Source organism: Arthrobacter saudimassiliensis, assembly GCF_059090665.1.
Window position 1 is genome coordinate 608,668 of record NZ_JBNHFX010000001.1, and the last position, 26,828, is coordinate 635,495.

Here is a 26,828-nt window from a genome sequence, read left to right on the forward strand (position 1 = left end):
TGTTGCGGCTGATCAGCCGTCGGCGCGCTGCTTCTCGACCAGGGTGAGGACGTCGTAGGTGGCCACGATCTCGTCGTTCTGGTTGGTCAGCACCGCATCCCAGGCCACCTCGCCGTATTCATCAGTCTCGCGCGGAGTGATCTTCTTGGCGGTCAGGGTGACGCGGATGGAGTCACCGGCCGCGACCGGAGTGATGAAGCGCAGGTTCTCCAGGCCGTAGTTGGCCAGCACCGGTCCCGGAGCCGGCTCCACGAACAGTCCGGCACCCCAGGAGAGCAGCAGGTAGCCGTGCGCCACGATGCCCGGGAAGAACGGGTTGGCCTCGGCTGCTTCCTGGTTGGTGTGGGCGTAGAAGGTGTCGCCGGTGCTGTTGGCGAAGGCGGTGATGTCCTCCAGGGTCACCTCGCGCAGATCCGAGCGCACGGCGTCGCCGATCTTCAGCGTGGCCAGATCCTTGCGGAAGGGGTGCACGTCGTCGAAGGTCCGGTCGGCGCCGGTGTGCCAGACGCCGGTGACGGCGGTGAGCATGTTGGGCGAGCCCTGGACGGCGGTGCGCTGCATGTGGTGCAGCACCGAGCGGATGCCGCCCAGCTCCTCGCCGCCGCCGGCGCGGCCGGGACCGCCGTGGACCAGGTGCGGCACGGGCGAGCCGTGGCCGGTGGAGGTCCGGGCGTCTTCGCGGTTCAGCAGCAGCACGCGGCCGTGATGCGCGGCGATTCCGGTGAGCAGCTCGCGGGCGGTGTCGGGGTCGTTGGTGCACACCGTGGCGGCCAGGGAGCCGGAGCCCATGGCGGCCAGGCGGACGGCGTCGGCCAGATCCGTGTAGCCCACCACGGAGGCCACAGGGCCGAAGGCTTCCACGGAGTGCAGCTCCTCGGCCTCACGGTTGTCCCAGGTCAGCAGGACGGGCGCCAGGAAGGCGCCGTCGTCGGCCGGGCCGCGGCTGCCGTCGGCATGGACGACGTCGGGCGCCTCCAGCGAGCCGTAGGCGATCTGCGCTCCGCCGCCGAGCAGCCGGTTCACGGACTCGCGCACGCCGTCGAGCTGCTCCACGGAAGCCAGAGCGCCCATGGTGACACCCTCGCCGCGGGGATCACCGAGGACGATGCGCTCCTCGATCCGGGCGGCGGCAGCCGAGACGACGTCGTTCACCCGGTCAGCGGGCACGATGGCGCGGCGGATCGCAGTGCACTTCTGGCCCGCCTTGACCGTGATCTCAGTGACCAGGGACTTCACGAACGCGTCGAACTCGGGGGTGCCGGGCGCGGCGTCGGGCCCCAGGATCGCGGCGTTCAGGGAGTCGGTCTCGCAGGTAAAGCGGACCCCGCCCTCCACCACGTTGACGTGGGACTTCAGGCGGTTGGCGGTGGAGGCGGAACCGGTGAAGGAGACCATGTCCCGGTAGTCGAGGTGGTCGAGCAGGTCGCGGGCGGACCCGGAGATCAGCTGCAGCGAGCCGGCGGGCAGGATGCCGGATTCGGTGATCATCTTCACCGCTTCGGCCGCCAGGTATCCGGTGGGGGTGGCCGGCTTGACGATGGTCGGCACGCCGGCGATGAACGCGGGGGCGAGCTTTTCGAGCATGCCCCAGACCGGGAAGTTGAAGGCGTTGATCTGCACCGTGACGCCGGGAATGCGGGTGTAGATGTGCTCGCCGATGAAGGAGCCGTCCTTGGACAGCTGCTCGATGGCGCCGTCGATGATCACCGTGGAGTTGGGCAGCTCGCGGCGGCCCTTGGAGCTGAAGGTGAACAGGACGCCGATGCCGCCGTCGATGTCCACCATGGAGTCGCCCTTGGTCGCGCCGGTGCGGGCGGAGATCTCGTACAGCTCGGCCTTGCGGGAGTTCAGGTACTGCGCCAGCTCCTTGAGCTTGAGGGCGCGCTGGTGGAAGGTCAGGGCGCCAAGTTCGCGCTGGCCCACGGTCCGCGCATGCTCGACGGCGGCGGCCAGGTCGAGGCCTTCGGAGCTGACCAGGGCGAGGGTCTCGCCGGTGCTGGCGTCCCGGACTTCGGCGGGAGCGGAGACCTGGCTGCGCTCGGGGGTCCACCAGGCGTCCTGGACGAAACTGGGAACGATCTGCACGTCAACGGCTGTTGCGGTCATCTTTGACGGGCCCTTTCGGAACGGGACGGGATTCCGGCCTTGGATGCGGCAGCGGGGCCATCCCCGTGCACAGATAACTGACCGGACGGTCGGTAATAAACTCCAGCGTACCGCAATCGTCCGTGGTGCACACCACTGCGTCGACCGTTCACCGCCCGGTTTCGGGCCTCCCCGGCTGACAGCGGCCCGGCTGCGCACTAGCCTTGATCCTCCCTCAGCTGCTCCACCCTTTCGCCTGGAGGCTCCCATGGCATCCCGTATCCTCCGCGCATTGCGCCGTTCTGCCGGCGCCGCTGTCCTCCTGGCCCTGGCTGCCGGAGTTGCTCCGGCAGCGGGGGCTGTTCCGGCAGCGGGGGCTGTTCCGGCAGCAGAGGCCACGGTCACCTGGCACGGAGGCAGGGGCGATGACGGCGGGCGCCACCCGCGCGGCCGCACCGTCGACTATGTGGCCCTCGGCGATTCCTATGCCTCCGGCTACGGCGGCAGCGACGACGTCCGGGAATGCGGCCGAACCGCCTTCGGCTACCCGGCCCTGCTGGATGCCCTGCGCCGGGTGGATCTGCAGGCCGACGCCACCTGCGCCGGAGCGACGGCGCTGACCACCGATCCCGCCCCGCCGGCCGGGCCCGTGGACCTGCCGCAGCAGATTGACACCGTGCTGGCCCAGGGACTGCTGCACCGCGGCACCGATCTGGTCACCGTGACCATCGGCGGCAACGACGTCCGCTTCGGTGACGTCGTTGCCGCGTGTGCCGGCCCCGGACTGCCGGCCACCTGCGCCCCGGCCATTGCCCAGGCCCAGGCGTATGCCCGGACCGTCCTTGCTCCGGGCATCGCCGCCTCGCTGCAGCGGATCCGGGACGCAGCCCCGCGGGCCGAACTCGTGGTGACCGGGTATCCCCACCTCTTCGAGGCCGCCGTCCCCGGCGCGCTGAGCGTACCCGCCCAGGAGCTGTTCAACGCCGGCACCGACGAGCTGAACGCCGTCATCTCGGCACAGCTGCCTGAGGACGCGGTGTTCGTGGACGTGGTGGACGAGTTCGCCGGGCACGGCATCGGCTCGCCGGACCCCTGGATCCGGCTCGAAGGCGGGCCGTTCGACCTGCACCCGAACGCCGCCGGCTACGAACAGGGCTACCTGCCGGCCATCCTCGCCGACGCCTCATTCGACGACCGCCGCGGGCGGCCCGGCTGCCGTTGAGCCCGCAGGAGAACCCGTCGGAAGCTGCGGCGCGGGGACGGACCGGGCCGCGCCGGACAGGACCGGCGCTTCCCCGGTGTCCGAGCCCTGCGCTACAGTAAATCCAGCTTCACGAGATGTGGCACCCGACGCGCCCGGCGCCGAGGGAAGGCTCCGACCTGCCACACACCAACCCCCTTGTTCGGCGGGTGGTTCGGATGACGAAGCGGCCTGCATTCGCCGCAGGCCGTCCGCCTGCGGCACCTCCAGGGTTCCGGTACGGCGGGGGGGCAGCGGCATCCGGCGCAGGCAAGGACAACCCGAAGGGGAACTTTCTTGGGCACCGATACCACGTCCCGCTGCCGCAGCTACACGCCCGGCCACCGCGTCCACTGGATCCACCACCGCCGGATGGCCGAACTGGACTACTGGGTGGACGTCGAGATCCATGTGGATGCCGACCTGCAGCTCATCCATCTGATTCGCGAGGGGCAGCAGCAGCTGTTCTGGTTCCACGACGTGCCGGCGCTGGCCGCGGCGCTGAAGATCGCCGTCGCCCCTCCGCAGTGGTGCCCGCGGTATTCCACGCTGATGGTTCCGGGCGGTTTCCTGGGACCCACCGGGAGCTCTTTTTTCTACTTGGCCCGGCTGGACCGGGTTCATCCCTGCCTGCGCCCGGGCCTCAGCCGATCCGCTGAGGACCAGGTGGCGTCGAGTGAGTGACCGGTCAGTGAGCGGCCATTCGGATCGAGCATCCGGGCCCGCAGCAGGTCCGGCACCTCCGGCCGCGCACCTGCGCTGCGCAGGTAGCCCTCGGTATCGAATCCCTCCAGCGCCGTGAGCAGCGCCGCCCGTTCCGCCTCCGCGCGGTCATGCAGCTCGGCCGGGGTCAGCGGCCGTTCCCGCGGCGTACGCTGCCGGGCGTGGTGGGCGTTGATGCCGCACAGGCCCTGGACATAGTCGGCGGCGATGGTCTCCGGGGCCGCGCCGGCCAGCTGCAGCAGCAGCATGGCGACCAGCCCGGTGCGGTCCCTGCCGGCGGAACAGTGGAAGACGACTCCGCCGTCGGGCGCATCAGCGATCGCCTCCATAACGGCGGCCAGGCGCTGCGGCCAGCGGCGCAGGTTCTCGCGGTAGAACCTGGGCGAATCCATGTAAGGGCCGGTGAGCGCGGTGAAGTCGGGATCCTGCCAGTCCTGAATCGGCAGGGACAGCCGCCGGAAGCGGGCCTGGACGGCGTCGGGCACGTCAGGGTCGCTGTCCCTGCGGCCCTGCTCCTGGACATTTCGCAGGTCGATCACGGTGCGGACCCCGTCATCCCAGGCCTGGCGCCAGCCCTGTTCGGTCAGCCACTCCGCGCGCCCCATCCGGATCAGGCGGCCCGGCCGGACCCGGCGTCCGCCTGCCACGGGCAGCCCGCCCAGGTCCCGGGCGTTGACGGCTCCGTCCCAGTGCCTGCTCCGGCTGTCGGCTTCCATGCATCCAGCGTAGCCTCGGGCGGGCAGGGAGCCTCCGCGCGGTCTCCGCCACCGCCGGATGACCGGCGGCTCCACCGAATCGAGAAGGAGAACCGGATGTCCCCGATTGAAATCATCGAAAAGCCCCTCCCTGCCCTCCGGCTGGCTGCCCGCACGGCCGTCGTGTCGGAGCAGCCCGAGATCGCCGGCGTCGTCGGCCCGCTGTTCGACAGTGTGGCTGCCGAACTGGCCCGGGCCGGAGCGTCGCTGGCGACGCCGGTGGCAGTGTACGAGGCAGGCGAGGCAGGGTTGCGTGTGACCGCCGGCTACGAGCACGCCGGGACGGCGCCCGACGGCGTCGAGACGGTGGGACTGCCCCGCGTCGCCGCCGCGGTATGCGGCGTCCATCTGGGCTCCATGGAGCGTATCGGCGAAAGCTGGCAGGCCCTGCACACGGAGATCATCGCCAGGGGATTCGTTCCGTCCGGGCCCTGCCGGGAGCTCTACCTACGCGCGGTCTCCGATGATCAGAGTGACTGGGTGACTGAGCTGCAGCAGCCCGTCATCCGGCCCTGAAACGACAGTTTCCCGCGGTGGCCGGCCGGACGCCGACAAACGCGGGAAACTGTTGGTGGCCTTGCTAGTTAAGGATCTGGTACCTGAATTCAGGCTGCACGCCGGAGATGCGAAGCTGACCGTCCTCGCTCTTCGTGAAATGGTAGATCAGCTTTCCTTCCACTTCCTCGTCGGTCTTTTTGCCGTTTACCTCGGCGACGTTGACGTAATCAATATCCAAGGCGACGGAAATGCCGTTCTCATCTCCGATGGGGCCGGCGTCGATTGCGGTCGTCTCGATGGCGCGGTCCTTGATATGGACCTCGCCCTCGCCGTAGACGAGGCCGTAGCCGTCCGATGTATCACTGGCTTCCCGGTGGGTGCCCTTGAACACGACGGCGAGGTTCGGGTCATCGGAAATCAGGCTGTTGTAAATCTCCTGCTGCCAGACCGGGTCGAACTTGTCCATGTTCAGCTCCCACCAGTCGACCCTGGCCTGGCTGTCGCCCGGGGCGCCGTTGGCTGCGGTGTCAATCATGTCGACCGCCATTTCAACGGCGAGGCGCTGGGCTTCCTTGATGTCCGCCTCGCTCCAGACCGAGCCTGCCGCCTCGGTGATGACCGAGGGTTCGAACGTGAAGGCAGGATCATCCGGCAGGATGGTTGTCTTGCGCCACTCTCCCCGCTCGTCGGAGGCCAGCTCCTTCAGGGTGGGCATGCCGTCGATCGTCGGCCCGTACTCCACCCCGTCCACAATCACTGTGGTTGGGGACGCTGCGGGGCTCTGGGCGTCAGCCTCGCTTTCACCTGAACAGCCGGAGACGAGAAGGAGGACGGCTGCGGCACCGGCAACCATTCCGGGCTTAATGATCCTGGACATACGCGGCATGCTGACCCCCATTGTCATAAGTATCCGCTTTCAGGCATTCCCGGCAGCGGCCTAAGGCGAGTAGTCAACCCGGGGCGAAGATTGAAGTCAAATCCGCAGATAGGCATTCGCTATCTCCGCGAATTCTCCGGATGCAGGCAGCCCGCCCCCGAAAACGGGAACGGGCTGCCGATGCCGGTTGAGGGTCAGCTCCAGTCGTAGAAGCCCTTGCCGGACTTGCGGCCCAGTTCGCCGCGGGCCACCTTGTCCCGCAGGATCTGCGGGGGCTCGAACCGCGGGCCGAGCGTGGAGGCGAGGTACTCGCTGATGCCCAGGCGCACGTCCAGGCCCACGATGTCGGTGGTCTTCAACGGGCCCGTGGGGTGCTTGTAGCCCAGCACCATGGCGTTGTCGATGTCCTCGGCGGACGCCACGCCCTCCTCGACCATCCGCATCGCCTCCAGGGAGATGGCGACGCCGAGCCGGGAGCTGGCGAAGCCGGGGGCGTCATTGACGACCACGGGGGTCTTGCCCAGGTCCGTGACCCAGGCCGGAGCCAGGGCGGCCAGCTCCTCGGACGTCTGCCGGGCCAGGACCACTTCGATCAGGGTGGAGGCGGGCACCGGGTTGAAGAAGTGCAGGCCGCAGAACCGCTCGGGGCGGGCCAGCTTGTCCGCCAGGTCGGAAACGGACAGCGACGAGGTGTTCGACGCCAGCCACGCGGTCCCGCCCAGCTGCTCCTCGACCCGGGTCAGGGCGGAGACCTTCAGCTCGAAGTCCTCGGGCACGGCCTCGACCACCAGGTCGCAGCCGGCGAAGGATGCGTAGTCGGTGGACACCGACAGCCGGGCTTCGAGCGCCTCGCGGGTCTCGCTGACGGTGCCGCGTTCCACGCTCTTGCCGACGGCCGAGGTGACCCGCTCCAGGGCACCGGCCGCGGCGTCGTCGTCGCGCTCCACCACGGTGACCGCGGCGCCGGAGACGAGGAAGGCGTGGGCGATGCCCGCCCCCATCCGCCCGCCGCCGAGGACGCCGACGGTTTTGGGGATGCTGGTCGGGGTGGTGCTGGATGCCATTACTTCTTTTTCCTTTCCAGGAATGCCTGCATGCGGTCGAACTTCGCCGGGGATTCGAAGAGGATGCCCTGGGCGAGGGTGTCGATGACGGGGTGCGCCTCCGCCGGAGCGTGGAACACGGTCTTGGTGATGCGCACGGCCAGCGGGTCCTGCTTCCCGATCCGGTCCGCCAGGGCGTTCGCGGCGTCGAGCAGGGCGTCGGGTTCGTGGATTTCGGTGATCAGCCGGACGGCGAGGGCCTCCTCGGCGTTCAGCACCCGGCCGGCGAGCAGGATCTCCTTGGCCAGCGGCTCGCCCACAAGCTCCTTCAGCCGCCAGGTGGCCCCGGCGGCGGCCATGATCCCGAGCCCGGTCTCCGGGTTGCCGATCTTCACCTTCGGCGTGCCCAGGCGGAAGTCGGCGGCGAAGGCCAGCTCCGCTCCCCCGCCCAGCGCATAGCCGTCGACGGCGGCGATCACCGGCATCGGCAGCTTGGCGATGCGGTGGAAGATCGTCGAGTTGATGCCGCGCAGGGCATCTTCCCGACGGCGCTCGCGCAGCTGGGCGATATCGGCGCCTGAGGCGAAGATGCCGTTCGACCCGGCGAGGATGAGGACCTTGGGGTTCTCCTCCAGCTCGGCGCACAGGGCATGCAGCTCATCGACCATGGCCTGGTCGATGGCGTTGCGCACCTCGGGCCGGTCCAGGACGGCGATGACGCGGTCCTGCTGCTCGGTGACGCGCAGGGTCTTGAAGGCTGCGAAGTCCGCCACTTAGACCGCCTCGAGGAGCATGGCGGTGCCCTGGCCGACACCCACGCACATGGTGGCGATGCCCTTGGACACGCCTTCGCGCTCCATCCGGCCGAGCAGGGTGATCGCGATCCGGGAGCCGGAGGAACCCAGCGGGTGGCCGAGCGCGATCGCGCCGCCGTCGGTGTTCACGATCGACTCGTCCACGCCGAGGCGGCGGATGCAGGCCAGCGACTGGGTGGCAAAGGCTTCGTTGAGCTCGAAGGCGCCGACGGCGTCCAGCGGGGTGCCGGTGCGCTCGAGCAGCTTCTGCGTGGCCGGTACCGGGCCGATGCCCATGATCTCCGGCGCGACGCCGGCGGACACGCCGTCCACGATCCGGGCGCGGGGCTTCAGGCCCAGCTTCTCGATGGCGCGCTCGGAGGCGACGATGATCGCCGAGGCGCCGTCGTTCAGCGAGCTGGCATTGCCGGCGGTGACAATGCCGCCGGGCTTCACCACCGGGCGCAGCTTGGCCAGCACCTCCAGGGTGGTGCCTTCACGGGGACCTTCGTCAGTGTCCACGACGGTGTCGCCCTTGCGGCCCTTGACCGTCACCGGCACGATTTCGTCCTTGAAATGCCCCGCGGCGATGGCGGCGAGTGCCTTCTGATGGGAGGCGACGGCGAACGCGTCGGCGTCCTCGCGGGAGATGTTGTCGACGGCGGCCAGCTCCTCAGCGGTTTCCGGCATGGAGTAGGTCATCTTGCCGTCACGGGCCAGGTCGCCCTTGCTGAAGCGCTCGTTGACGAAGCGCCAGCCGATGGCCGTGTCGAAGGTGTCGCCGGGCTTGGCGAAGGCCTTCGACGGCTTCTCCATGACCCAGGGCGCCCGGGACATGGATTCGACGCCGCCGGCGATGACGACGTCGGCCGCGCCGGCCTTGATCATGTGCGAGGCCATGATGATCGCGGAGAGGCCGGAGGCGCAGAGCCGGTTGACGGTGATGCCCGGCACGGCGTCGGGGTAGCCGGCCAGCAGTGCGGCCATGCGCGCCACGTTGCGGTTTTCCTCGCCGGCACCGTTGGCGTTGCCGAGGATGACCTCGTCGACGACGGCCGGGTCCAGGCCTTCCCGGGCCGCGAGCTCGCTGAGCACGAGGCCGGCCAGATCATCGGGACGGACCGAGGAGAGCCCGCCTCCGTAGCGGCCCACCGGGGTCCGCACGCCGCCCACCAAAAACGCTTCAGCCATGTCACTCCTTCGTGCGGGACGCCGGCGGATCCGGCTGCCCAGATGCTTCTCAGCCGGCTGAGGGCACAGGACCACCCTTATTTACCGACCATTCGTTCACTTTAGCGTCCCATTCCGACGGAGGAGGGTCAACCGCGTGACGGACTGCTGAAACTGCATACGGCGCACCCCTTGCCAAGTTTGGCTAATAGCATTAGCTTTTGGGTTATGACTATTAGCCAAGTGCAGTCCGCCGGCGGAACGCTGGCTGTGGAGGTCCGTGGCGACGGGCCCCTGATTGTCGCCTCCCCCGGGATCGGCGAAGACCGCAGCGGGTTTGTCCTGCTGACGGATGACCTGGTCCGCAGCGGCTTCCGCGTGGCGGTCGCCGACCTTCGCGGGCACGGTGAAAGCTCCAGCAGGTTTGACTCCTACGGGGACGAGGCGACGGCCCGGGATCTCATCGCCATCGTCGAACACCTGGGCGGCGGACCGGCCCTGCTCGTGGGCGCGTCCATGTCCGCCGCGGCTGCCGTGATTGCTGCAGGCCGCCGTCCGGACCTCACCGCCGGCCTGGTCCTCATCGGACCGTTCCTGCGCAACGGAACCTCGTCCGCGGGCCGGCTGATGCTGTCCGCGGCCCTGCTGAAACCCTGGGGCCCGGCCATCTGGCGGTACTACGCCTCGACCCTATGGCCGGGCCTGCCGGATGCGAAGACCCGGGCCCGGGAGCTGACCCGGCACCTCAGCTCCTCCGGGCGCTGGGCAGCGTTCCGGGCCACGGCCACCACGAATCACGACGTCGTCACCCCCTGGCTGAACGGCCGGATCGAGGCACCGGCCCTGGTGGTGATGGGCGAACAGGATCCGGACTGGAAGGACCCGGCCGCCGAAGCGCGGTGGGCAGCGGCTCAGCTGCGCAACAGCAGCCTCCTGATGGTGCCCGGCAGCGGCCATGCACCCATGCTGGAGAACGCCGAAGTGACGGGCCCGGCCATCCGGGACTTCGCACGCGCCGTCTTTGACGGAGCGAACGGCGGGACGCGCAATGCCTAGGGCGGGGATCGGACCGGAGCGGATAGCCCGGGCGGCTTCGGCCATCTGTGACAGTGACGGGCCCGCGGCGGTCACCGTAGCCCGGCTGGCTGCCGACCTCGGTGTCGCGGCGCCCAGCCTGTACAAACACGTCGCCGGCCGCGACGAGATCATGGCCCGGGTCGCGGCCGAGGCCACCCGGATGCTCGCCGACACCCTGCTGGATGCCGTCGCCGGCAGGTCGGGATTCGAGGCCCTGGAACGGCTGGCCTGGGCGTATCGGCGCTTCAGCAGCGAGCACCCCGGCCTGTACCGCCTGTCCCAGACCGCCGTGCCCGCCGGGGAGGGCGCCCGGCAGACCGAGGCCGGGCGGGCCGTGGACGTCGTGGCGGCTGCGCTGGCCGGTTACGGCCTGCCCGAAGAGGCGATGATCAACGCCATCCGCCTCACCCGCTCCGCCCTGCACGGATTTTCGGACCTCGAGTGCCAGGGCGGTTTCGGACTGCCGCACTCCAGGGACGACAGTTTCGAGGTGCTGGTCACCGCACTGGACACGGCGCTCCGGGGACTCGCCGCCGGCAGCTGAGGACGGCGGGTCCCGGCCGGGCCGGGCCATGCGGCTGCCGCGCCCACCCGTCCACCGGGTTGGGCGGCACGGCCGCGCGGAGGCGGGCCGAAGCCGATGAACTGCGGGCGTTCGTGTGCCGGCGGCAGCGCCCGGGGCCCGGGCTGCCGGAAGGCCTTTCCCTCAGGCGCTGTCCGGTGCGAGAGTAGGTGGCATCCGCAGCGGCCCGGCCGGGCCTACGACACGGCCACGGGCACGACCCGCGACAGCGTACGGAGGCCAGGATGGGACAGCTGATCGTCACGGAGTTCATTTCGCTGGACGGCGTCATCGACTCCCCCGGCGGTGGCCCGCATCCACATGCCGGCTGGACCTTCCATGACGTGCCGTATGAGGAAGCCGCATATGAGATCAAGGACCGGGAGCAGCGCGAGGCGGGTGCCCTCCTGCTTGGCCGCGTCAGTTACGACGAGTTCGCTCCGGTCTGGCCCGCCATGGAGGAGTTCGCCGAGTACAACGCCATGCCCAAGTACGTGGTCTCCACGACCCTCTCCGACCCGGCATGGGACAACACCACGGTCCTGGGCTCGGTGGACGAAGTGGCCCGGGTGAAGGACGACACGGACGGAAACCTGCTGCTGCACGGCAGCGCAACGCTGGCCAAGTCCCTTGCCGCGGCGGACCTGGTGGACCGCTACCACCTGCTGGTGTTTCCGGTGGTCCTGGGCCGGGGCCGCCGCCTCTTCGATGACACCGCCGACACCCACGGAACGCTGCGGCTGGCAGAGCACGAGGCCTACTCGAACGGCATCGTGAAGTCCGTGTACGACGTCGTACGCTGAACACTGCGCTTCCGCTCCCCGTGCACGTCGCTCCGGCTGCCGTTTCGGGAAGCCGCTGCCGCTGCGGACCGGCAGCCGGTTCCCGGAGTGGCAGCGACAGCAGCGGACAGCACCTGTCCGCAATACCCGCCTCGAGGTCCTGCCGTCGTCCTAGGCTCTCGGCATGAGCTACGACATCCAGATCTGCATCGACTGCACCGATCCCCTCGCCCAGGCCGATTGGTGGGCGGAGACCCTGGGCTGGGAGGTGGAGCCCACGGACCAGCAGTTCCTCGACGGGCTGCTCACCCAGGGCCTCATCACGGCGGACGACCTTGTCGAGCACAAGGGAGTGCGGGTCTTCCGGCAGGGCGCCGCACTGCACCGGCCCAACGGGGACGGGCATCCGCGGATCCTGTTCCAGGCCGTGCCCGAACCGAAGACGGTCAAGGACCGGATCCACCTCGACATCCGGCTGGCCGGGGACGACAAGGACGCCGTCCGCGCCGCCTTGGAGGCCCGGGGCGCCAGGTATCTGTGGACCGCCAGCGAGGGACCGCACGAGTGGTACACGATGGCCGATCCCGAAGGCAACGAGTTCTGCATCGCGTAGGCCGGCGTCGGGGCCGGCGGTGCTGCTGTTACTGCTGCAGGTGCGCCGGGGTCCACCCCGGTTACTGCTGCAGCAGCTCGGCGGGCACGGCGTAGGTCAGCAGGACGGCGAGCAGGTTCTTCGCCGCGTGCACGCCGTAGCTGAGCATGAAGTTCTTCCCGGCCCAGATGTAGACGGCCACCAGGACCGCCCCCATCGCCAGGTACGGCGCAAGCACCGGCGCGGTGAGTTCCTGCTTGCCGACCACGTGGATGCCCGCGAAGAGCAGCACGGACAGGACGGCGCAGAGCCAGATGTTGAGGTATCGGCTGAGCTTGCCGATGAGCAGATGCCGGTAGACGTACTCCTCCACGAACGGAGCCAGCACCACCACCATGGGAATCACCAGCAGCGGAGGCAGCCCGGTCACCAGGTCCTGGGCGGCCTGCTGGTTGACCGGGGTCTCCGCCGGCCCGGCCAGCACCACGGCGACCATCGAGACCAGCAGCATCAGGAGCACCCCGCCGGGTATCGCCGCGGCCGTCAGCACAGGACGGGCCGCGAGCAGGCGCAGCTCCGTGGCGATGGCGCGGCGGGAGGCGAGCCAGGCCAGCACCGCCGCGGCCAGGTAGAAGGTCACGTTCACGGCGTAGGCGGCGAGCAGCGGGTCCTGCGCCAGCTGCTCCGGCAGCGCGATGGGCAGGAAGCTGAACACGCCCACGAAGAGCAGGTAGAAACCGGCGGCTACGGCGTCCCCACGGTTGAACCGCCGCTCCGGTGAGACGGAAGGGGCGGTCTGCCGGGGAGGAACACGGTATTCGGCCATGCATGCCAGCCTAGCGAGCGACCTTGACTGTTCGCTGGACGGCGCCGGCCCCGCTGGACGACGCCGGCCCGGTCATCCCTCCCGGTGGTCGGTGATCCATGCCCCGCCCGTGGCGAGGTGGTCCACCTGGTTGTACCCGGACACCTGCCAGGGGCCGTTGCCGGAGGGCCGTACCAGCCGGGTCACCGACCCGTTGCGCACGCCGGTTTCGGCGGCTATCCGCTCGATCTGCTCGGGCAGCAGGAACTCACAGACATAGCGCAGCAGCAGGATCACGGCGTCGTGGCAGAACACCGCCACCCGCCGCCCGTCCTCCGCGGCGTCAAGGTCGCCCATCAGCGAGCGCAGGCGCAGCGCAACGTCGGCCCAGGACTCCCCGCCCGGCGGCCGGTAGGCGAACCGGCCCAGCAGCCTGCGGCGCGCCGCCTCCTCCGGCCAGCGCTGCCGGATCCCGGCCTCCGTCAGCAGGTCCAGCACCCCCTGCTCCCGGTCCCGGAGCCGCTCATCCACCCGCAGCACTCCGCTCCCGCCGCCGGCGGGCATCCCCGGGCCGGACCCGCCGTCGGCGGGCGCCCCCGGGCCGGATCCGCCGCCACCGGCGGCCGCCCCCGTACCGGATGCTTCGCCGCCGGACTCCCGTCCGCTGATCAGCTGCCCGGCCCCGGCCAGCTCGGCGGTCTGCCGCGCCCGCAGATAGGGCGAGCACCACGCCGACTCCGGGCGCCGGTCAGCCGGCAGCCCGGCCAGCCATACCCCCAGGGCCCGGGCCTGCCGCCGCCCGGCGCCGGTAAGCGGCACGTCCCAGTCCCGCAGGCCGCCGACGTCGGCCGCGTGGCTGCCGGCCCGCCGCGCTTCGGTGGCGGCGACGTTCGCCGCGCTCTCACCGTGCCGGATCAGCAGGAGTTCGACGGCGCCCATGGAAACGCTCAGCCGGTGCCGGCCACGGCGCGCTGGTCAACCCGCCCGCCGTTGCGGACGATGAACGTCAGGATGAACGCGAGCACCGCGAAGACGGCCAGCAGGCTCAGCCCGACGAAGTAGCTGCGGTTTTCGGCATCGTAGGTCGCCCCCATGACCAGCGGCGGGAAATAGCCGCCCAGGCCGCCGGCCGCGGCGATGATGCCGCCGACCGTGCCGACGTCGCGCGCCGGCGCGGCCCGGCCGACCCAGGCGAACACTCCCCCGGTACCGAGTCCCAGGAACACGGCCATGGCCAGGAACGCCGTGCCGTAGACGCGTTCCTCCTCGGGCCGGAAGGCCACCACCATGGCCAGCACGGCCGTGCCGGCGAAGGAGGCCAGGGTCACGGCCCGCGGTCCGACCCGGTCGGCGAGCGTTCCGCCGATGGGACGGGCAATGACGGCGGCGACGGCGAAGCCCGCCGTCCGGGTGCCGGCGGCGGTGGCGTCCCAGTCGTAGACGTTGCCCAGGTAGGTCGGCAGGTAGTTGGAGAACGCCACGAAGGCCCCGAACACCACGCCGTACAGGAAGCACAGCTGCCAGGTCACTTTCAGCGTGAAGGCGTGGCGGATCTTCGGCCACGTCGGCTCGGTGGGCCGCGACCAGGCCGGGGACTCGCGCAGCAGCAGCCAGCTGAGCACCGCCATCACCGCGACGACGGCGGCGATCACCAGGTGCGCCGGGAAGTAGCCGACGGCGGCCACCAGCCGCGGGGTGAAGAACGCGGAGACGGCGGTGCCCACCATCCCGGCGCCGAAGATGCCGGTGGCGAAGCCCTTGCGGCTGCGTTCATACCAGGCGGAGCAGAAGGGAATGCCGATGGCGAAGACCGTTCCGGCAATGCCCAGGAAGAACGCCACGACCACCGTGAACGCGAAGCTGCCGGTCTGCCCGGCGACGGCGGTCAGCAGCACCAGCGGCGCGGTGACCCCGAGCACCAGGGTGAACATCAGCCGGCCGCCGTAGCGGTCGGTCAGCGCCCCCACCGGGATCCGGGCCACCGAGCCGACGAGGATCGGCATGGCCACCAGCACCGAGGCCTGCCCCGGGGACAGGTCCATCTCGGCCACATACCGGCTGGAGAGGGGGCCGATGACGGTCCAGGCCCAGAACCCCACCGTCGAGGCGATCGTTGCCAGGACCAGGTTCCGCAGCTGGCCGTCCTTCAGGTTGACCCCGCTCACCGGAGCATCGGCTGCACTGGACATCTCATCTCCGATCCCTTGGACGGGCCGCCGGTGTCCGGGGCCGGACGACGGCGGCGTCGGTTACCTGCGGATGTTGCGGCGGTCCCGGTCCGGGGTGCCGACCGGTGCCCAGCCGCGGCGGACGGGAGCCGCTCCCACGCCCTGCGGATCGCGCGACCGGTAGACGATGTAGGGGCGGAACAGGTACTGCAGCGGCGCCGTGAACGCATGCACCAGGCGGGTGAACGGCCAGATCGCGAACAGCGCCAGGCCCCACAGCACGTGCAGCTTGAAGGAGAAGCTCGCCGCCGCCATGGCGGCGATGTCCGGCTGGAAGATCCAGATGGACCGGAACCAGGGCGAGACGGTGAGCCGGTAGTCGGTGACCGTCGGGTCGAAGACGTTCACCAGGGTGGTGGCCAGCCCCGCGAGCAGGGCGCCCACCAGCACCACGTACATGAACTTGTCGTTGCGGGTGGTGGCCATGAACACCGGTCCCGTGGTGCGCCGCCGGTAGATCAGCAGGGCAACCCCCACCAGCGTCCCGAACCCGGCCACCGCCCCGATGCTCAGCGCCATGATGTGGTAGGCGTGCTCGCTGATCCCCGCCGCGTCCGTCCAGGACTCCGGGATGACCAGCCCGATGAAGTGCCCGGCGATCACCGCCAGGATCCCGAAGTGGAACAGCGGCGAGGCGATGCGCAGGATCCGCGACTCGTACAGCTGGGAGGAGCGGGTGGTCCACCCGAACTGGTCGTACCGGTATCGCCAGATCGTGCCGCCGATCATCACCGCCAGGACCACGTACGGCAGCACGCCCCACAGCATCACGTCGTCCATGCCCACGTTCACATCGGTGGGGATGTCCATCGCCTTCATGATGACGGCTTCCTCTCACTCACCGGCAGCAGCCGCACATCGTACGGTTCCAGGCCCACCGATTCGGCGGGCGGACCGTAGCCGGCCATCCGCATGACCGCGTCCCGGTCCGCCGGGGACGGCCCCGGCAGGGTGCGGCAGATCAGGGCGACGGCGCCGTGGTGGGGCAGCCCGTCGTCGTGCAGGGCCAGCCGCAGCAGTTCCAGCGACGGGCGGTAGCGCTGCAGCAGCCCGTAGCCGTCCTCCGGCGAGACCCTGGCCGCGAACTCCAGCACCATCGGCAGGTAGTCCGGCAGATCGGCGTCGTCGGTCACCGCCCCGTGCCGGCGGTACACCTCCTTGAACCCCGAGAGCGCCTGCCCCCGGCGCCGGGTGTCGCCGTCGGTCCAGTAGGTCAGGTGCAGGCTGTGCTTTCGGGACAGGTCGAACTCCTGGACGTAGTCGCCCTGCACCTCGCGCAGCGGGCGGTCCGTCAGCCAGCGGCACAGCTCCTGCACGTCTGCGGCGGGGCAGGCCGCCTCCCCCGGCCCGCCGTCCGCTGCCACCTCGTCGAGCGCCCGGCGCAGCAGCGGCAGGCGGTCCAGCAGCGCTTCATCCGGGTACTGCAGCAGCTGCGCGGCGGCGAGCCGGCAGACGGCGCTGCGCCGGGGATGCGGGTCCGCGTACGGCCCGGCGGCCAGGGTGCCCCGGGCCGGTTTGCCCAACAGTTTCTCCAGCAGGCTCACTGTGCTTCTCCCGCCCCGCCGGGGCCGCGGTCCGGGCCTGTTGCGTTGTCCGCGGAACCCGGATCGCCGCCCTTGCCCGGCGGACCGGCAGCGTCAGTGCTGCCGGCGTTCCGGGACTCACCGGCGTCGGGCCGCTGCGGAAACAGACCCCGCGGAGCCCCGCGGCCGTCCCAGTTCAGCAGGTTGATCCGCCCGGTGCCGCGGTTTCCGGCGGGATCGTCCCCGCGCTGCCGGGCCTCCAGGGCGGCGAAATTCTCGACGGCGATCGGCATCGGACGTCCGGATGCTTCCCCGAACACGCCGGTCTGGCCCATGCCGGGCCCGCCCTCCACGTCCAGCGAGCAGCCGATCTCCTCGAGGTTGTGTGCGTCCTCCAGATGAGCGCTGGGGATGACGTAGCGCTCCTCGTACTTGGCCACCGCCATCAGCCGGTACATCTGGACGATCTGCCGGCCGCTCATGCCCACGGCGCCGGCGATGTCCTCGTCCGGCTCCTCGCCCAGGGCGATGTTGCGCATGTAGGCCCGCATCGCGGCCAGTTTCCGCAGCACACCGGTCACCAGGTCGGTGTCGCCGGCGGTGAACAGCTCGGCCAGGTACTCCACGGGGATGCGCAGCGAGTCGATGGCGCCGAACAGGTTGCCGGCGTCCTCGCCGTCGTGCCCGGAGTCCTTAAGCACGTCCACGATCGGGGACAGCGGCGGCACGTACCAGACCATCGGCATGGTGCGGTATTCGGGATGCAGGGGCAGCGCCACGCGCAGTTCCTTGGCCATCGCGTAGACCGGCGAGCGCCGCGCGGCGTCGAGCCAGTCCTCCGGAATCCCCTCCGCCCGGGCCGCGCGGATCACCTCGGGATCGTTGGGGTCCATCATCAGGTCCAGCTGGGCCTCGTACAGGTCCTGCGGGTCCGGGACGGAGGCCGCCTCGGTGACCCGGTCGGCGTCGTACAGGAAGATCCCGATGTACCGCAGCCGGCCCACGCAGGTCTCCGCGCAGACCGTCGGAATGCCGACCTCCACGCGGGGGAAGCAGAACGTGCACTTCTCGGCCTTGCCGGTGCGGTGGTTGAAGTACATCTTCTTGTACGGGCAGCCGGTCACGCATTGCCGCCAGCCGCGGCAGCGGTCCTGGTCCACCAGCACAATGCCGTCCTCGGTGCGCTTGTAGATGGCGCCGGACGGGCAGGAGGCCATGCAGGAGGGGTTCAGGCAGTGCTCGCAGATGCGCGGCAGGTAGAACATGAAGGTCTGGTCGAACTCGAACTTCACCTTCTCCTCGGCGTCGCGGCGCATTTTCTCCACCACCGGATCGTGCGGGCCGATTTCAGGGGACCCGCCGAGGTCGTCGTCCCAGTTCGCGGACCACTCGATCTTGGTGTTCTCCCCGGTGATCAGCGACCGCGGCCGGGCCACCGGGAAGTCGTCCCCGGCCGGAGCGTTGATCAGGTTTTCGTAGTCGTAGGTCCACGGCTCGTAGTAGTCGCTCAGCTCGGGCTGGACCGGGCTGGCGAACAGGCCGAGCAGCTTCTGCCAGCGCCCGCCCGACTTGAGCTTCAGCCGCCCGGCCCGGTTCAGCTCCCACCCGCCGCGCCACCTCTCCTGGTCTTCGTAACGGCGCGGATAGCCCTGCCCCGGCCGGGTTTCCACGTTGTTGAACCACACGTACTCGGTGCCGGCCCGGTTCGTCCAGGCCTGTTTGCAGGTCACCGAACAGGTGTGGCAGCCAATGCACTTGTCGAGCGCCATCACCATGGCGACCTGGGCGAGGATCCTCATCAGTACCGCACCTCCTGGGAGCGTTTGCGCACCACGGAGACAATGTCCCGCTGCACGCCGGTGGGACCGAGGTAGTTGAACGCCCAGGACAGCTGGGCGTAGCCGCCGATCATGTGCGTGGGTTTGAGCAGGATCCGGGTCACCGAGTTGTGGATGCCGCCGCGCCGGCCGGTGGCCTCGGATTTGGGGGTATCAATGATCCGTTCCTGGGCGTGGTGCACATAGATGATGCCCGCCGGCATCCGGCTGGAGACGATGGCCCGGCCCACCAGCACCCCGTTGGTGTTCACGCACTCCACCCAGTCGTTGTCCGCCACCTCGATCAGCTTGGCGTCCTGCGGGCTCATCCACACGGCGGTGCCGCCGCGGGAGAGGGAGAGCATGAACAGGTTGTCCTGGTATTCGGAGTGGATGGCCCACTTGTTGTGCGGGGTCAGGTAGCGCACCGCCACGGACAGCTCGCCCCGCTGCCCCAGCTGGGGTTCGCCGAACAGCCGGTGCATGTCCAGCGGCGGCCGGTAGATGGGCAGCGTCTCGCCCATGTCCCGCATCCAGTCGTGGTCCAGGAAGAAGTGCATCCGCCCGGTGAGCGTGTGGAACGGCTTGAGCCGCTCAATGTTGATGGTGAACGGCGCGTAGCGCCGCCCCCCGGTCTCCGAGCCGGACCATTCCGGGCTGGTCAGCACCGGGACGGGCTGCTCCTGCGTGGCCGCGTAGGTGATGCGTTTTTCCTCGGAGCCTTCGGCCAGATCCGTCAGCGGCATCCCGGTGCGCTGCTCCAGGTGCCGGAATCCCTGCACCGCGAGCGCACCGTTGGTGGTGCCGGAGAAGAGCAGGATCGCCTCGGCCATCTTCGGCGCGGTGTCCACCGCCGGCCGTCCGGCGGCCGGACCGGAGTCGAACACCCCGTGCCGTTGCGCCAGCTGCACCACCTGCTCGGCGACGTCGTATTTCACGTTCTTGGTGACGAAACCCAGCTGCTCGGCCAGCGGGCCGACGGCGACGAACCTGCTGCCGATGGCCGTGTAGTCCCGCTCCACCACCTTGAGGTCCGGCAGGTTCTCGCCGGGCACCGCCGGCAGGTCGGTGCCTTTCCAGTCCGGGGCGTGGCCGCCCGGCTGGCGGATTTCGCCGGGAGTGTCGTGGGTCAGCGGGGTGGCCACCAGGTCCTTCCGCACGCCCAGGTGGGTTTCCGCCTGGCGGGAGAACTCCTCGGAGAGCAGCCGGAACAGCTCGTAGTCCGACTTCGCCTCCCACGGCGGGGCGATCGCCGGCGTGAAGGCGTGGATGTACGGGTGCATGTCGGTGGTGTTGAGGTCGTTCTTCTCGTACCAGGTGGCGGCCGGGAACACGACGTCGGAGAGCAGGGTGGAACTGGTCATCCGGAAGTCGGCGGTCACCAGCAGGTCGAGCTTGCCCTGCGGCGCCTGCTCATGCCAGGCCACGTCCCTGGGCCGGGCGTCGGCGTGGTCTGTGCCCTGGACGTTGTTGAGCGTGCCGAGCAGGTGCTTCTGGAAATATTCCTCGCCCTTGGCGGAGGAGCCGAACAGGTTTGAACGCCACAGCAGCAGCGTGCGGGGCCAGTTTTCCGGCGCGTCCACGTCCTCGATGGCGAACCGCAGCGACCCGTCCTTCAGCCGGTCCGCCGCCCAGCGGCCCTCGTCCGGAGCCTCGCCGGCGGCAACGGCGGCCGCCGCCGCGTCCGCCAGGTCCAGCGAATTGCGCTTGTCGAACTGCGGATAGAAGGGCATCCAGCCCATGCGGACCGACTTGGCCAGCAGGTCCGCGGTGTGCATCCCGGCCAGGTGTCCGTCCGCCAGCGGCGAGTGCAGCGCATCCCCCGAATAGCCGTCGGAGCGCCACTGGTCGGTGTGCATGTACCAGAACCCGGTGCCGATCATGAAGCGCGGCGGCCGGGTCCAGTCGGTGGCGGCGGCCATTGCGGCCCAGCCGGTGATGGGGCGGCACTTTTCCTGGCCCACATAGTGCGCCCAGCCGCCGCCGTTGCGGCCCTCGCAGCCGGTGAGCATGAGCAGGGCCAGGATCGCCCGGTAGGTGACGTCGCCGTGGTACCAGTGGCAGAGCCCGGCGCCGAGGATGATCATCGACCGCCCGCCGGAGTCCTCGGCGTTCCGCGCGAACTGCCGCGCGGTGCGGATCACCGCGTCGGCGCCCACCGAGGTGATTTCCTCCTGCCAGGCCGGGGTGTAGGGGGTGGCGGCGTCGTCGTACCCCGCCGCCCAGGTGCCGGGCAGCCCGTTCCGGCCGACCCCGTACTGGGCGAGCATCAGGTCAAAGACGGTGGTGACCTTCCGGCCGGCGACGACGGCGACCGGCACCCCGCGCTGCAGCACCGAGCCGGTGCCGTCGGGGTCGGTGAAGGCGGGCAGCTGAAGCTCGCTGACCGTTCCGTCCCAGCCGGCGGTGTCCGCGGCGGAGAGGGAGGGGCGCACGCCGGCCAGGTCCAGGTTCCACTTTCCGGCGTCGGCGTCGTTGTACCGGTGGCCGATGGAACCGTTCGGCACCACGGGTGTGCCCTTGTCGCAGTCCATCAGGACGGTCTTGAACGCCGCATCCGCACCCGCGGCGCCGGGGCGGGGGCCGCCGGCCCGGTGCGCGCCCCGGCCGCCGGCACCGCCGTCGGCGTCGGTCCCGGCCAGGTCGGCGGCGGTGAGGAACTTGCCGGGCACCACCGTGCCGTCGTCGCGCTCGTCCAGGGTGACCAGGAACGGCAGGTCCGTGTACTGCAGCACGTAGTCCTCGAAGAACGGCACCCGCCGGTCCACGAAGTTCTCCTTGAGCATCACATGTCCCATGGCCATGGCCAGGGCGGCGTCGGAACCGGCCGCGGCCGGCAGCCACTCGTCGGCGAACTTGGTGTTGTCGGCGTAGTCCGGGCTGACCGAGACCACTTTGGTGCCCCGGTAGCGGGCCTCCACCATCCAGTGCGCGTCCGGGGTGCGGGTCACCGGAATGTTGGAGCCCCACATCATCAGGTAGGTCGCGTCCCACCAGTCCCCGGATTCGGGCACGTCGGTCTGGTCGCCGAAGACCTGCGGGCTGGCCACCGGCAGGTCCGCATACCAGTCGTAGAAGCTGTTCATCACCCCGCCGATGAGGTTGATGAACCGGGCCCCGGCGGCGTGGGAGACCATGGACATCGCGGGAATCGGGGAAAACCCGGTGCAGCGGTCCGGACCGAACGTCTTGACCGTGTAGACGTGGGCGGCCGCGGTCAGTTCCAGTGCCTCGGCCCAGCTCGAGCGCACCAGCCCGCCCTTCCCCCGGGCCTGCTGATAGCGGCGCCGTTTCTCGGGGTCCGTGACGATCCGTTCCCACGCCAGCACCGGATCCCCGCCGACGTCGCGCTTGGCCTCGCGGTACATCTCGGCCAGGACCCCGCGCAGGTAGGGATAGCGGACCCGGGTGGGCGAGTAGGTGTACCAGGAGAACGCCGCGCCGCGGGGACAGCCGCGCGGCTCGTATTCGGCGCGGTCCGGGCCCACGGATGGATAGTCGGTCTCCTGGGCCTCCCAGGTGATGATCCCGTCCTTGACGTAGACCTTCCAGGAGCAGGAGCCGGTGCAGTTCACCCCGTGCGTGGAACGGACGATCTTGTCGTGGCTCCACCGGTTGCGGTAGAAGTCGTCGGCCTGCCGGCCGCCTTCGCGGTAGACGGCGCGGCGGTCCGCGCTCTCGTCCCACCGGGTGAAGAACCGGCCAAAGCCAAGCAGGGCATCGGATGCGGGGCCGTCAATCCCCGCCGGGGAGCTGACCATTCTGCAACGCTAGCGACGCCGTTCCCGGGCCGGTAGGTTTCGCCGGTGTATTGGGCGGACCGGGCCGGCATCAGGGGCCCGGACAGCCGGCATCAGGGGCCCGGATACCGGTTCGGAAAGCGGCCCGGAGGGCGGGGGATAGACTCGATGCGTGAGCATCGAACTTCCGGAAAAGGTATCGGACATCTTCGACCCGCGGCAGTGGCGTGTGGTCAGCGGGTTCGGGGACCTGCAGGACATGACCTACCACCGGCAGGTGGAGCGTGACGCCGACGGGCGGATCCTGCGCGACCTGCCGACCGTCCGCATCGCCTTCAACCGGCCCGAAGTGCGCAACGCCTTCCGCCCCGGCACCGTGGATGAGCTGTACCGGGCCATGGACCACGCGCGGATGACCCCCGACGTCGCGACCGTGCTGCTCACCGGCAACGGCCCCTCTCCCAAGGACGGCGGCCACTCCTTCTGTTCCGGCGGGGACCAGCGGATCCGCGGCCGCGACGGCTACCGGTATGCCGAGGGCGAGACCCAGGAGACGATCGACCCGGCCCGCGCCGGCCGGCTGCACATCCTGGAGGTGCAGCGGCTGATGCGCACCATGCCGAAGGTGGTTATCGCCGTCGTCAACGGCTGGGCCGCCGGCGGCGGGCACAGCCTGCACGTGGTCTCCGACCTGACCCTGGCCAGCCGCCAGCACGGAAAGTTCAAGCAGACCGACGCCACCGTGGGCAGCTTCGACGCCGGCTACGGCTCCGCCCTGCTGGCACGGCAGATCGGGCAGAAGCGGGCCCGGGAGATCTTCTTCCTCGCCCGTGAGTACTCCGCCGAGGACATGGTGGCCATGGGGGCCGTCAACGAGGCCGTGGACCATGAGGACCTGGAAAAGGTCGCCCTGGAGTATGCGGCTGACATCGCCCGGCAGTCGCCGCAGGCCATCCGGATGCTGAAGTTCGCGTTCAACCTGCCCGACGACGGGATGGCCGGCCAGCAGGTGTTCGCCGGCGAAGCCACCCGGCTGGCCTACATGACCGACGAAGCGGTCGAGGGCCGGGACGCGTTCCTGGGTAAACGGGAACCCGACTGGTCCGCCTTCCCCTACTACTTCTAGGCCCGAATGGAACTGCTTCCCGTCCACACGCCCCCCGGCTTCGACGGCCGTCAGCTGCTGGCCCCGCTCGCCGCCGCGCTGGCCGGTGAAGGACCGGCCGTCGCCCCCCACGCCGATCCCGGCCAGGGTTTCTCCGGCCAGCTGCCGAACGATGACATCGCCCTGGTGGTCAGCACCTCCGGTTCGACGGGGCTGCCGAAGCAGACCATGCTCAGCACGGATGCGCTGGCGGCGTCCTCGATGGCCACGGCTGTGGCCCTGGAGGCGGACGGGCAGTGGCTCTCGGCCCTGCCGGTGAGCTACGTCGCCGGGGTCCAGGTCCTGGTGCGGTCCCTGTTCGCCGGCACGGATCCCGTATTCATGGACCTGGCACAGCCGTTCACGGCGGAGGCCTTCACCGAGGCGGCAGCCGACATGACCGACCGGCACCGGTTCACCTCCCTGGTGCCCACCCAGCTGCACCGGCTGCTGCAGGATCCTTCGGAGGCGACGCTGCGGGTGCTGAGGCGCTTCGACGCCATCCTGCTCGGCGGCGCCCCGGCCGGGGCCCGGCTGCTGGACGCCGCCCGGTCCCACGGCGTGCGCGTGGTGACCACCTACGGCATGAGCGAGACCTGCGGCGGCTGCGTGTACGACGGCGTTCCGCTGCCCGGGGTCGAGGTGATCCAGGACGAGGGCCGGCTGTGGGTCAGCGGCGACGTGCTGGCCGACGGCTACCTTGGCCAGCCGGAGCTGACGTCCCGCCGCTTTCCCTTCCACTCCGGCCGGCGCTGGTTCCGCACCGACGACACCGGCGTCGTGGCCGGCCGCAGCGTACGCGTCACCGGACGGGTCGACGATGTGGTGATGAGCGGCGGCGTGAAAATCTCCGCCCCCGCGGTGGCCGCGGCGATCGAGCAGCTGCCCGAGGTCCACCAGGCGGTGGTGCTGGGGATTGAGGATCCCGAGTGGGGCGAGGCCGTCGGCGCTGCCGTCGTCGGCGAGGTGGATCCGCGCAAGGTCAGCGAGGCGGTCCGCGCGGCGCTGGGACCGGCGTCCGTGCCCAAGGTGGTGCTCCTGCTCCAGGAGCTTCCGCTGCTGCCCAACGGAAAGACCGACCGGCTCGGCCTGCGCCGTCTGCTGGCCGCAGCCCGGCGCTGAGTCCGCGCGCCGCTGCCGGCGCCCGGCAGGCCCGGCCGGCCGAGGCCGCTGCGCCGATTTCTGCTGGACGCGGCGGCGGAGAAGAATGGTCCCGAGGGATACCAACACCATGACGAGAAGGATGCACAGTGGCCACAGCCGCCCAGTGGATTGAAGGCGCCCGACCCCGCACCCTGCCGATGGCGGTGGCGCCTGTCATCATCGGCAGCGCCGCAGCCTTCGGGCTGGATGCCTTCAAACCGGTCAACGCCGTCCTGGCCCTGCTCGTGGCCGTGCTGCTCCAGGTCGGGGTCAACTATGCCAACGACTACTCCGACGGCGTGCGCGGCACCGACGACGTGCGCGTGGGGCCCCTGCGCCTGACCGGTTCAGGCGCCGCCGCCCCCAAGCAGGTCAAGTATGCGGCGTTTGCGTGCTTCGCCGCGGCGCTGCTCGCCGGCCTGGCGCTGGTGCTGCTGTCGCAGGCGTGGTTCCTGCTGCTGGTGGGGGTGGGCTGCATCGCCGCCGCCTGGGGCTACACCGGCGGGCGCAACCCGTACGGCTATCTCGGCCTGGGGGATGTCTTCGTCTTTGTGTTCTTCGGGCTCGTCGCCACCCTGGGCACCACCTACACCCAGGCCGGCACCGTGGACGGAGCGGCCGTGATCGGCGCCGTGTCCACCGGCCTTTTTGCCACAGCCCTGCTGATGGCCAACAACGTGCGGGACATTCCCACGGACCGCGAGGTCGGCAAGCGCACGCTGGCCGTGCGGCTGGGCGACGAGGCCGCGCGCATCAGCTACGTGATGATGCTGGCGCTGGCCCTGCTGCTGCCGCTGCTGATCGCCCCGGACCGGCCGTGGGTGCTGCTGGTGCTGCTGCTCGCACCCGCCTGCCTGATGCCGTCCTGGCTGATGCTGCGGGGCAAGAAGCGCAAGAGCCTGATCCCGGTGCTGAAGCAGACCGGGCTGATCAACCTCGGCTTCAGTGTGCTGTACGGTTTGGGCCTGGTCCTGACCCGGGTCCTGGCCTGACGGTCCCGCCCCTTCCGGCCGCCCGCTCCGCCGGGGCCCGGCCGGAACTCAGCCTGCTGCTGCGCCGGCGGCTTTGGGCAGATCGGCCGCCTGCCGATAGGCGTTGACCAGGGCGCAGGCGCGGGCTGCCGTTTCAGGGTCGGGCATCGAGATCACGTGCCTGAGTGCAGGGCCGGTTTCCAGGACCAGGGCCGGGCCGTTTCCGGTGATGAAGCCGACGGCGCCGAGGTTGAGCCGGTAGCCCCAGCCGCCGTGGTCCATGGCCCGGATATCCTGCACCGATGCGGAGCGGATCTGCCCGTGGCCGACCGGCATGAGGGTCTTGACGCCGCCGGCGAGCACCCGCACGCCGTCCCGGTCGATGATGGCCCGGCCGTGCAGGAACGCCCACATCACGGCTGCCGCCGGGATGCCGAGCAACGCCAGGAGCGGGTGGAGGAACACCACGCTGAGTGCCACGAGCCCTCCGGTTCCGAGACTGAGCAGCCAGGCCGTGCGGCCCATCGAGACGGTGACGGCCAGTGTCCCGCCCTGCGCGGCCGAGGCCTGGGCGGCCTGGACCACGGCGGAACGGTCATCGGCTGCGTCCCGGCCGGCAGCCGCGGTCTCCGGGGTGGGAGTCCGATCCACCTCTCCGGGCCGGTACAGGAGCGCTGCCGCCGTCCCGAGGGCAGCTCCCACCGCCGAGCCGATCCCTGTCACCGGCCCGGAGACCGCTGCCTGGGAAGCGTCGGCGAGGTCGATCTGGCCGGCCACGACGCCGACGGCCAGGGCTGTGATGAGGGTTCCGAAAGCAAGGCCGAACCCGACGGTGACGCGGCCCAGCAACAGCGAGCAGCCCCGGGTCAGGATGCCCAGCCCGGCGATCAGCGCCCCGCTGCCTCCGCCGGCCAGGACGGCGATCAGGGCGGTGACCCACAGCGGGGAGTATCCGTCCACGCCGTCGCTGCCCCAGTGACTGGCCAGCATGTCCGGAAGCCGGTCCGCAACCGAGTACATCCAGCCGGCCGCCGCACAGCCGAGCACCAGCGGCCCGGCGGTCACGCCGATCAGCCATCGGCGGTTGTAGGTCCGCTCGTCCGGATCCGTTCGATTCGGATGCCCCATGGCCTGCAACCCCCCCCGTTGTCGGCATGATGCCGGCGCTGCGCGGTTGACGGCTGCCGGCCGGTAATCCAGGCAGTCTACCGGTCGGATGAGGCGGGGGCTTCGCAGCCGGAGGGAACAGCGGGGCCGGC

The 26,828-nt window shown here is 70.2% G+C and carries 24 protein-coding genes and 1 riboswitch; of the genes, 10 read left to right on the forward strand and 14 right to left on the reverse strand.

Features of this window, described 5'->3' with window-relative positions; genetic code table 11:
- Positions 1-12: 12 nt before the first annotated feature.
- On the reverse strand, positions 13-2,106 hold the full coding sequence (gene paaZ / locus AC5RV6_RS02785) for a phenylacetic acid degradation bifunctional protein PaaZ (RefSeq protein WP_494005752.1): 2,094 nt from the start codon (positions 2,104-2,106) through the stop codon (positions 13-15).
- A gap of 247 nt (positions 2,107-2,353) precedes the next feature.
- Between paaZ and AC5RV6_RS02790 the strand changes: the two genes are divergently transcribed.
- Together AC5RV6_RS02790 and AC5RV6_RS02795 are read left to right on the forward strand one after the other, a co-directional pair.
- Positions 2,354-3,307 carry an SGNH/GDSL hydrolase family protein gene (locus AC5RV6_RS02790; RefSeq protein ID WP_494005753.1) on the forward strand — a complete coding sequence of 318 codons (954 nt, stop codon included), beginning with the start codon at positions 2,354-2,356 and terminating at the stop codon, positions 3,305-3,307.
- Positions 3,308-3,414: 107 nt separating this feature from the next.
- Positions 3,415-3,542, forward strand: a riboswitch (SAM riboswitch).
- A gap of 80 nt (positions 3,543-3,622) precedes the next feature.
- Positions 3,623-4,009: a hypothetical protein gene (locus AC5RV6_RS02795; RefSeq protein WP_494005754.1), complete on the forward strand. Its 387-nt coding sequence runs from the start codon at positions 3,623-3,625 to the stop codon at positions 4,007-4,009.
- On the opposite strand, the gene AC5RV6_RS02800 is transcribed toward AC5RV6_RS02795, so the two are convergent.
- On the reverse strand, positions 3,946-4,764 hold the full coding sequence (locus AC5RV6_RS02800) for a tyrosine-protein phosphatase (RefSeq protein WP_494005755.1): 819 nt from the start codon (positions 4,762-4,764) through the stop codon (positions 3,946-3,948). The genes AC5RV6_RS02795 and AC5RV6_RS02800 overlap by 64 nt on opposite strands.
- Before the next feature lie 96 nt (positions 4,765-4,860).
- On the opposite strand from AC5RV6_RS02800, the gene AC5RV6_RS02805 reads away from it, so the two are divergent.
- On the forward strand, positions 4,861-5,319 hold the full coding sequence (locus AC5RV6_RS02805; RefSeq protein ID WP_494005756.1) for a GyrI-like domain-containing protein: 459 nt from the start codon (positions 4,861-4,863) through the stop codon (positions 5,317-5,319).
- A 64-nt stretch (positions 5,320-5,383) separates the two neighbouring features.
- On the opposite strand, the gene AC5RV6_RS02810 is transcribed toward AC5RV6_RS02805, so the two are convergent.
- The 4 genes from AC5RV6_RS02810 to AC5RV6_RS02825 form a co-directional block, all read right to left on the reverse strand.
- Positions 5,384-6,178 (reverse strand): hypothetical protein, encoded by a 795-nt coding sequence (locus tag AC5RV6_RS02810; protein WP_494005757.1) that lies wholly within the window; start codon positions 6,176-6,178, stop codon positions 5,384-5,386.
- Positions 6,179-6,372: 194 nt separating this feature from the next.
- The gene (locus AC5RV6_RS02815; RefSeq protein WP_494005758.1) at positions 6,373-7,242 is read right to left on the reverse strand and encodes a 3-hydroxyacyl-CoA dehydrogenase family protein; all 870 of its coding nucleotides are present in this window, start codon (positions 7,240-7,242) and stop codon (positions 6,373-6,375) included.
- A complete protein-coding gene (locus tag AC5RV6_RS02820) occupies positions 7,242-7,967 on the reverse strand; it encodes an enoyl-CoA hydratase/isomerase family protein (RefSeq protein WP_494006613.1) in 726 nt (241 codons plus the stop codon). Before AC5RV6_RS02820 ends, AC5RV6_RS02815 begins: the two co-directional genes overlap by 1 nt.
- A 27-nt stretch (positions 7,968-7,994) precedes the next feature.
- A complete protein-coding gene (locus tag AC5RV6_RS02825; protein WP_494005759.1) occupies positions 7,995-9,206 on the reverse strand; it encodes a thiolase family protein in 1,212 nt (403 codons plus the stop codon).
- A 207-nt stretch (positions 9,207-9,413) separates the two neighbouring features.
- Here AC5RV6_RS02825 and AC5RV6_RS02830 point away from each other — a divergent pair, with 207 nt between their 5' ends.
- From AC5RV6_RS02830 to AC5RV6_RS02845, 4 genes are all read left to right on the forward strand, one after another.
- Positions 9,414-10,241 carry an alpha/beta fold hydrolase gene (locus tag AC5RV6_RS02830; RefSeq protein WP_494005760.1) on the forward strand — a complete coding sequence of 276 codons (828 nt, stop codon included), beginning with the start codon at positions 9,414-9,416 and terminating at the stop codon, positions 10,239-10,241.
- Entirely contained in the window at positions 10,234-10,806 is a 573-nt protein-coding gene (locus tag AC5RV6_RS02835; protein ID WP_494005761.1) for a TetR/AcrR family transcriptional regulator, read from the forward strand. Before AC5RV6_RS02830 ends, AC5RV6_RS02835 begins: the two co-directional genes overlap by 8 nt.
- A gap of 263 nt (positions 10,807-11,069) precedes the next feature.
- Positions 11,070-11,627, forward strand: coding sequence for a dihydrofolate reductase family protein (locus AC5RV6_RS02840; protein WP_494005762.1), 558 nt, complete (start codon positions 11,070-11,072; stop codon positions 11,625-11,627).
- Between the two features lie 163 nt (positions 11,628-11,790).
- Positions 11,791-12,219, forward strand: a complete 429-nt coding sequence (locus AC5RV6_RS02845; protein ID WP_494005763.1) for a VOC family protein — start codon at positions 11,791-11,793, stop codon at positions 12,217-12,219.
- A 61-nt stretch (positions 12,220-12,280) separates the two neighbouring features.
- On the opposite strand, the gene AC5RV6_RS02850 is transcribed toward AC5RV6_RS02845, so the two are convergent.
- The 7 genes from AC5RV6_RS02850 to AC5RV6_RS02880 all read right to left on the reverse strand — a co-directional run bounded on the left by AC5RV6_RS02850 (position 12,281) and on the right by AC5RV6_RS02880 (position 22,332).
- Entirely contained in the window at positions 12,281-13,024 is a 744-nt protein-coding gene (locus tag AC5RV6_RS02850) for a CPBP family intramembrane glutamic endopeptidase (protein ID WP_494005764.1), read from the reverse strand.
- Between the two features lie 72 nt (positions 13,025-13,096).
- Positions 13,097-13,942, reverse strand: a complete 846-nt coding sequence (locus tag AC5RV6_RS02855) for a histidine phosphatase family protein (protein ID WP_494005765.1) — start codon at positions 13,940-13,942, stop codon at positions 13,097-13,099.
- Positions 13,943-13,950: 8 nt separating this feature from the next.
- The gene (locus tag AC5RV6_RS02860) at positions 13,951-15,192 is read right to left on the reverse strand and encodes a nitrate/nitrite transporter (RefSeq protein WP_494005766.1); all 1,242 of its coding nucleotides are present in this window, start codon (positions 15,190-15,192) and stop codon (positions 13,951-13,953) included.
- Between the two features lie 60 nt (positions 15,193-15,252).
- On the reverse strand, positions 15,253-16,050 hold the full coding sequence (gene narI / locus AC5RV6_RS02865; protein WP_494005767.1) for a respiratory nitrate reductase subunit gamma: 798 nt from the start codon (positions 16,048-16,050) through the stop codon (positions 15,253-15,255).
- Positions 16,047-16,775 (reverse strand): nitrate reductase molybdenum cofactor assembly chaperone, encoded by a 729-nt coding sequence (narJ, locus tag AC5RV6_RS02870; protein WP_494005768.1) that lies wholly within the window; start codon positions 16,773-16,775, stop codon positions 16,047-16,049. Before narJ ends, narI begins: the two co-directional genes overlap by 4 nt.
- Positions 16,772-18,553, reverse strand: coding sequence for a nitrate reductase subunit beta (gene narH / locus AC5RV6_RS02875; RefSeq protein WP_494005769.1), 1,782 nt, complete (start codon positions 18,551-18,553; stop codon positions 16,772-16,774). The genes narJ and narH overlap by 4 nt, the downstream gene beginning before the upstream one ends.
- The gene (locus AC5RV6_RS02880) at positions 18,553-22,332 is read right to left on the reverse strand and encodes a nitrate reductase subunit alpha (RefSeq protein WP_494005770.1); all 3,780 of its coding nucleotides are present in this window, start codon (positions 22,330-22,332) and stop codon (positions 18,553-18,555) included. Before AC5RV6_RS02880 ends, narH begins: the two co-directional genes overlap by 1 nt.
- A 151-nt stretch (positions 22,333-22,483) precedes the next feature.
- Here AC5RV6_RS02880 and AC5RV6_RS02885 point away from each other — a divergent pair, with 151 nt between their 5' ends.
- The 3 genes from AC5RV6_RS02885 to AC5RV6_RS02895 all read left to right on the forward strand — a co-directional run bounded on the left by AC5RV6_RS02885 (position 22,484) and on the right by AC5RV6_RS02895 (position 25,590).
- Positions 22,484-23,437, forward strand: a complete 954-nt coding sequence (locus AC5RV6_RS02885) for a 1,4-dihydroxy-2-naphthoyl-CoA synthase (protein WP_494005771.1) — start codon at positions 22,484-22,486, stop codon at positions 23,435-23,437.
- A gap of 6 nt (positions 23,438-23,443) precedes the next feature.
- Positions 23,444-24,577 carry an AMP-binding protein gene (locus AC5RV6_RS02890; protein WP_494005772.1) on the forward strand — a complete coding sequence of 378 codons (1,134 nt, stop codon included), beginning with the start codon at positions 23,444-23,446 and terminating at the stop codon, positions 24,575-24,577.
- A 128-nt stretch (positions 24,578-24,705) separates the two neighbouring features.
- Positions 24,706-25,590: a 1,4-dihydroxy-2-naphthoate polyprenyltransferase gene (locus AC5RV6_RS02895; protein ID WP_494005773.1), complete on the forward strand. Its 885-nt coding sequence runs from the start codon at positions 24,706-24,708 to the stop codon at positions 25,588-25,590.
- Positions 25,591-25,638: 48 nt separating this feature from the next.
- Here the strand turns inward: AC5RV6_RS02895 and AC5RV6_RS02900 are convergent, their stop codons facing one another.
- Positions 25,639-26,697 carry a hypothetical protein gene (locus AC5RV6_RS02900; RefSeq protein ID WP_494005774.1) on the reverse strand — a complete coding sequence of 353 codons (1,059 nt, stop codon included), beginning with the start codon at positions 26,695-26,697 and terminating at the stop codon, positions 25,639-25,641.
- Positions 26,698-26,828 lie beyond the last annotated feature (131 nt).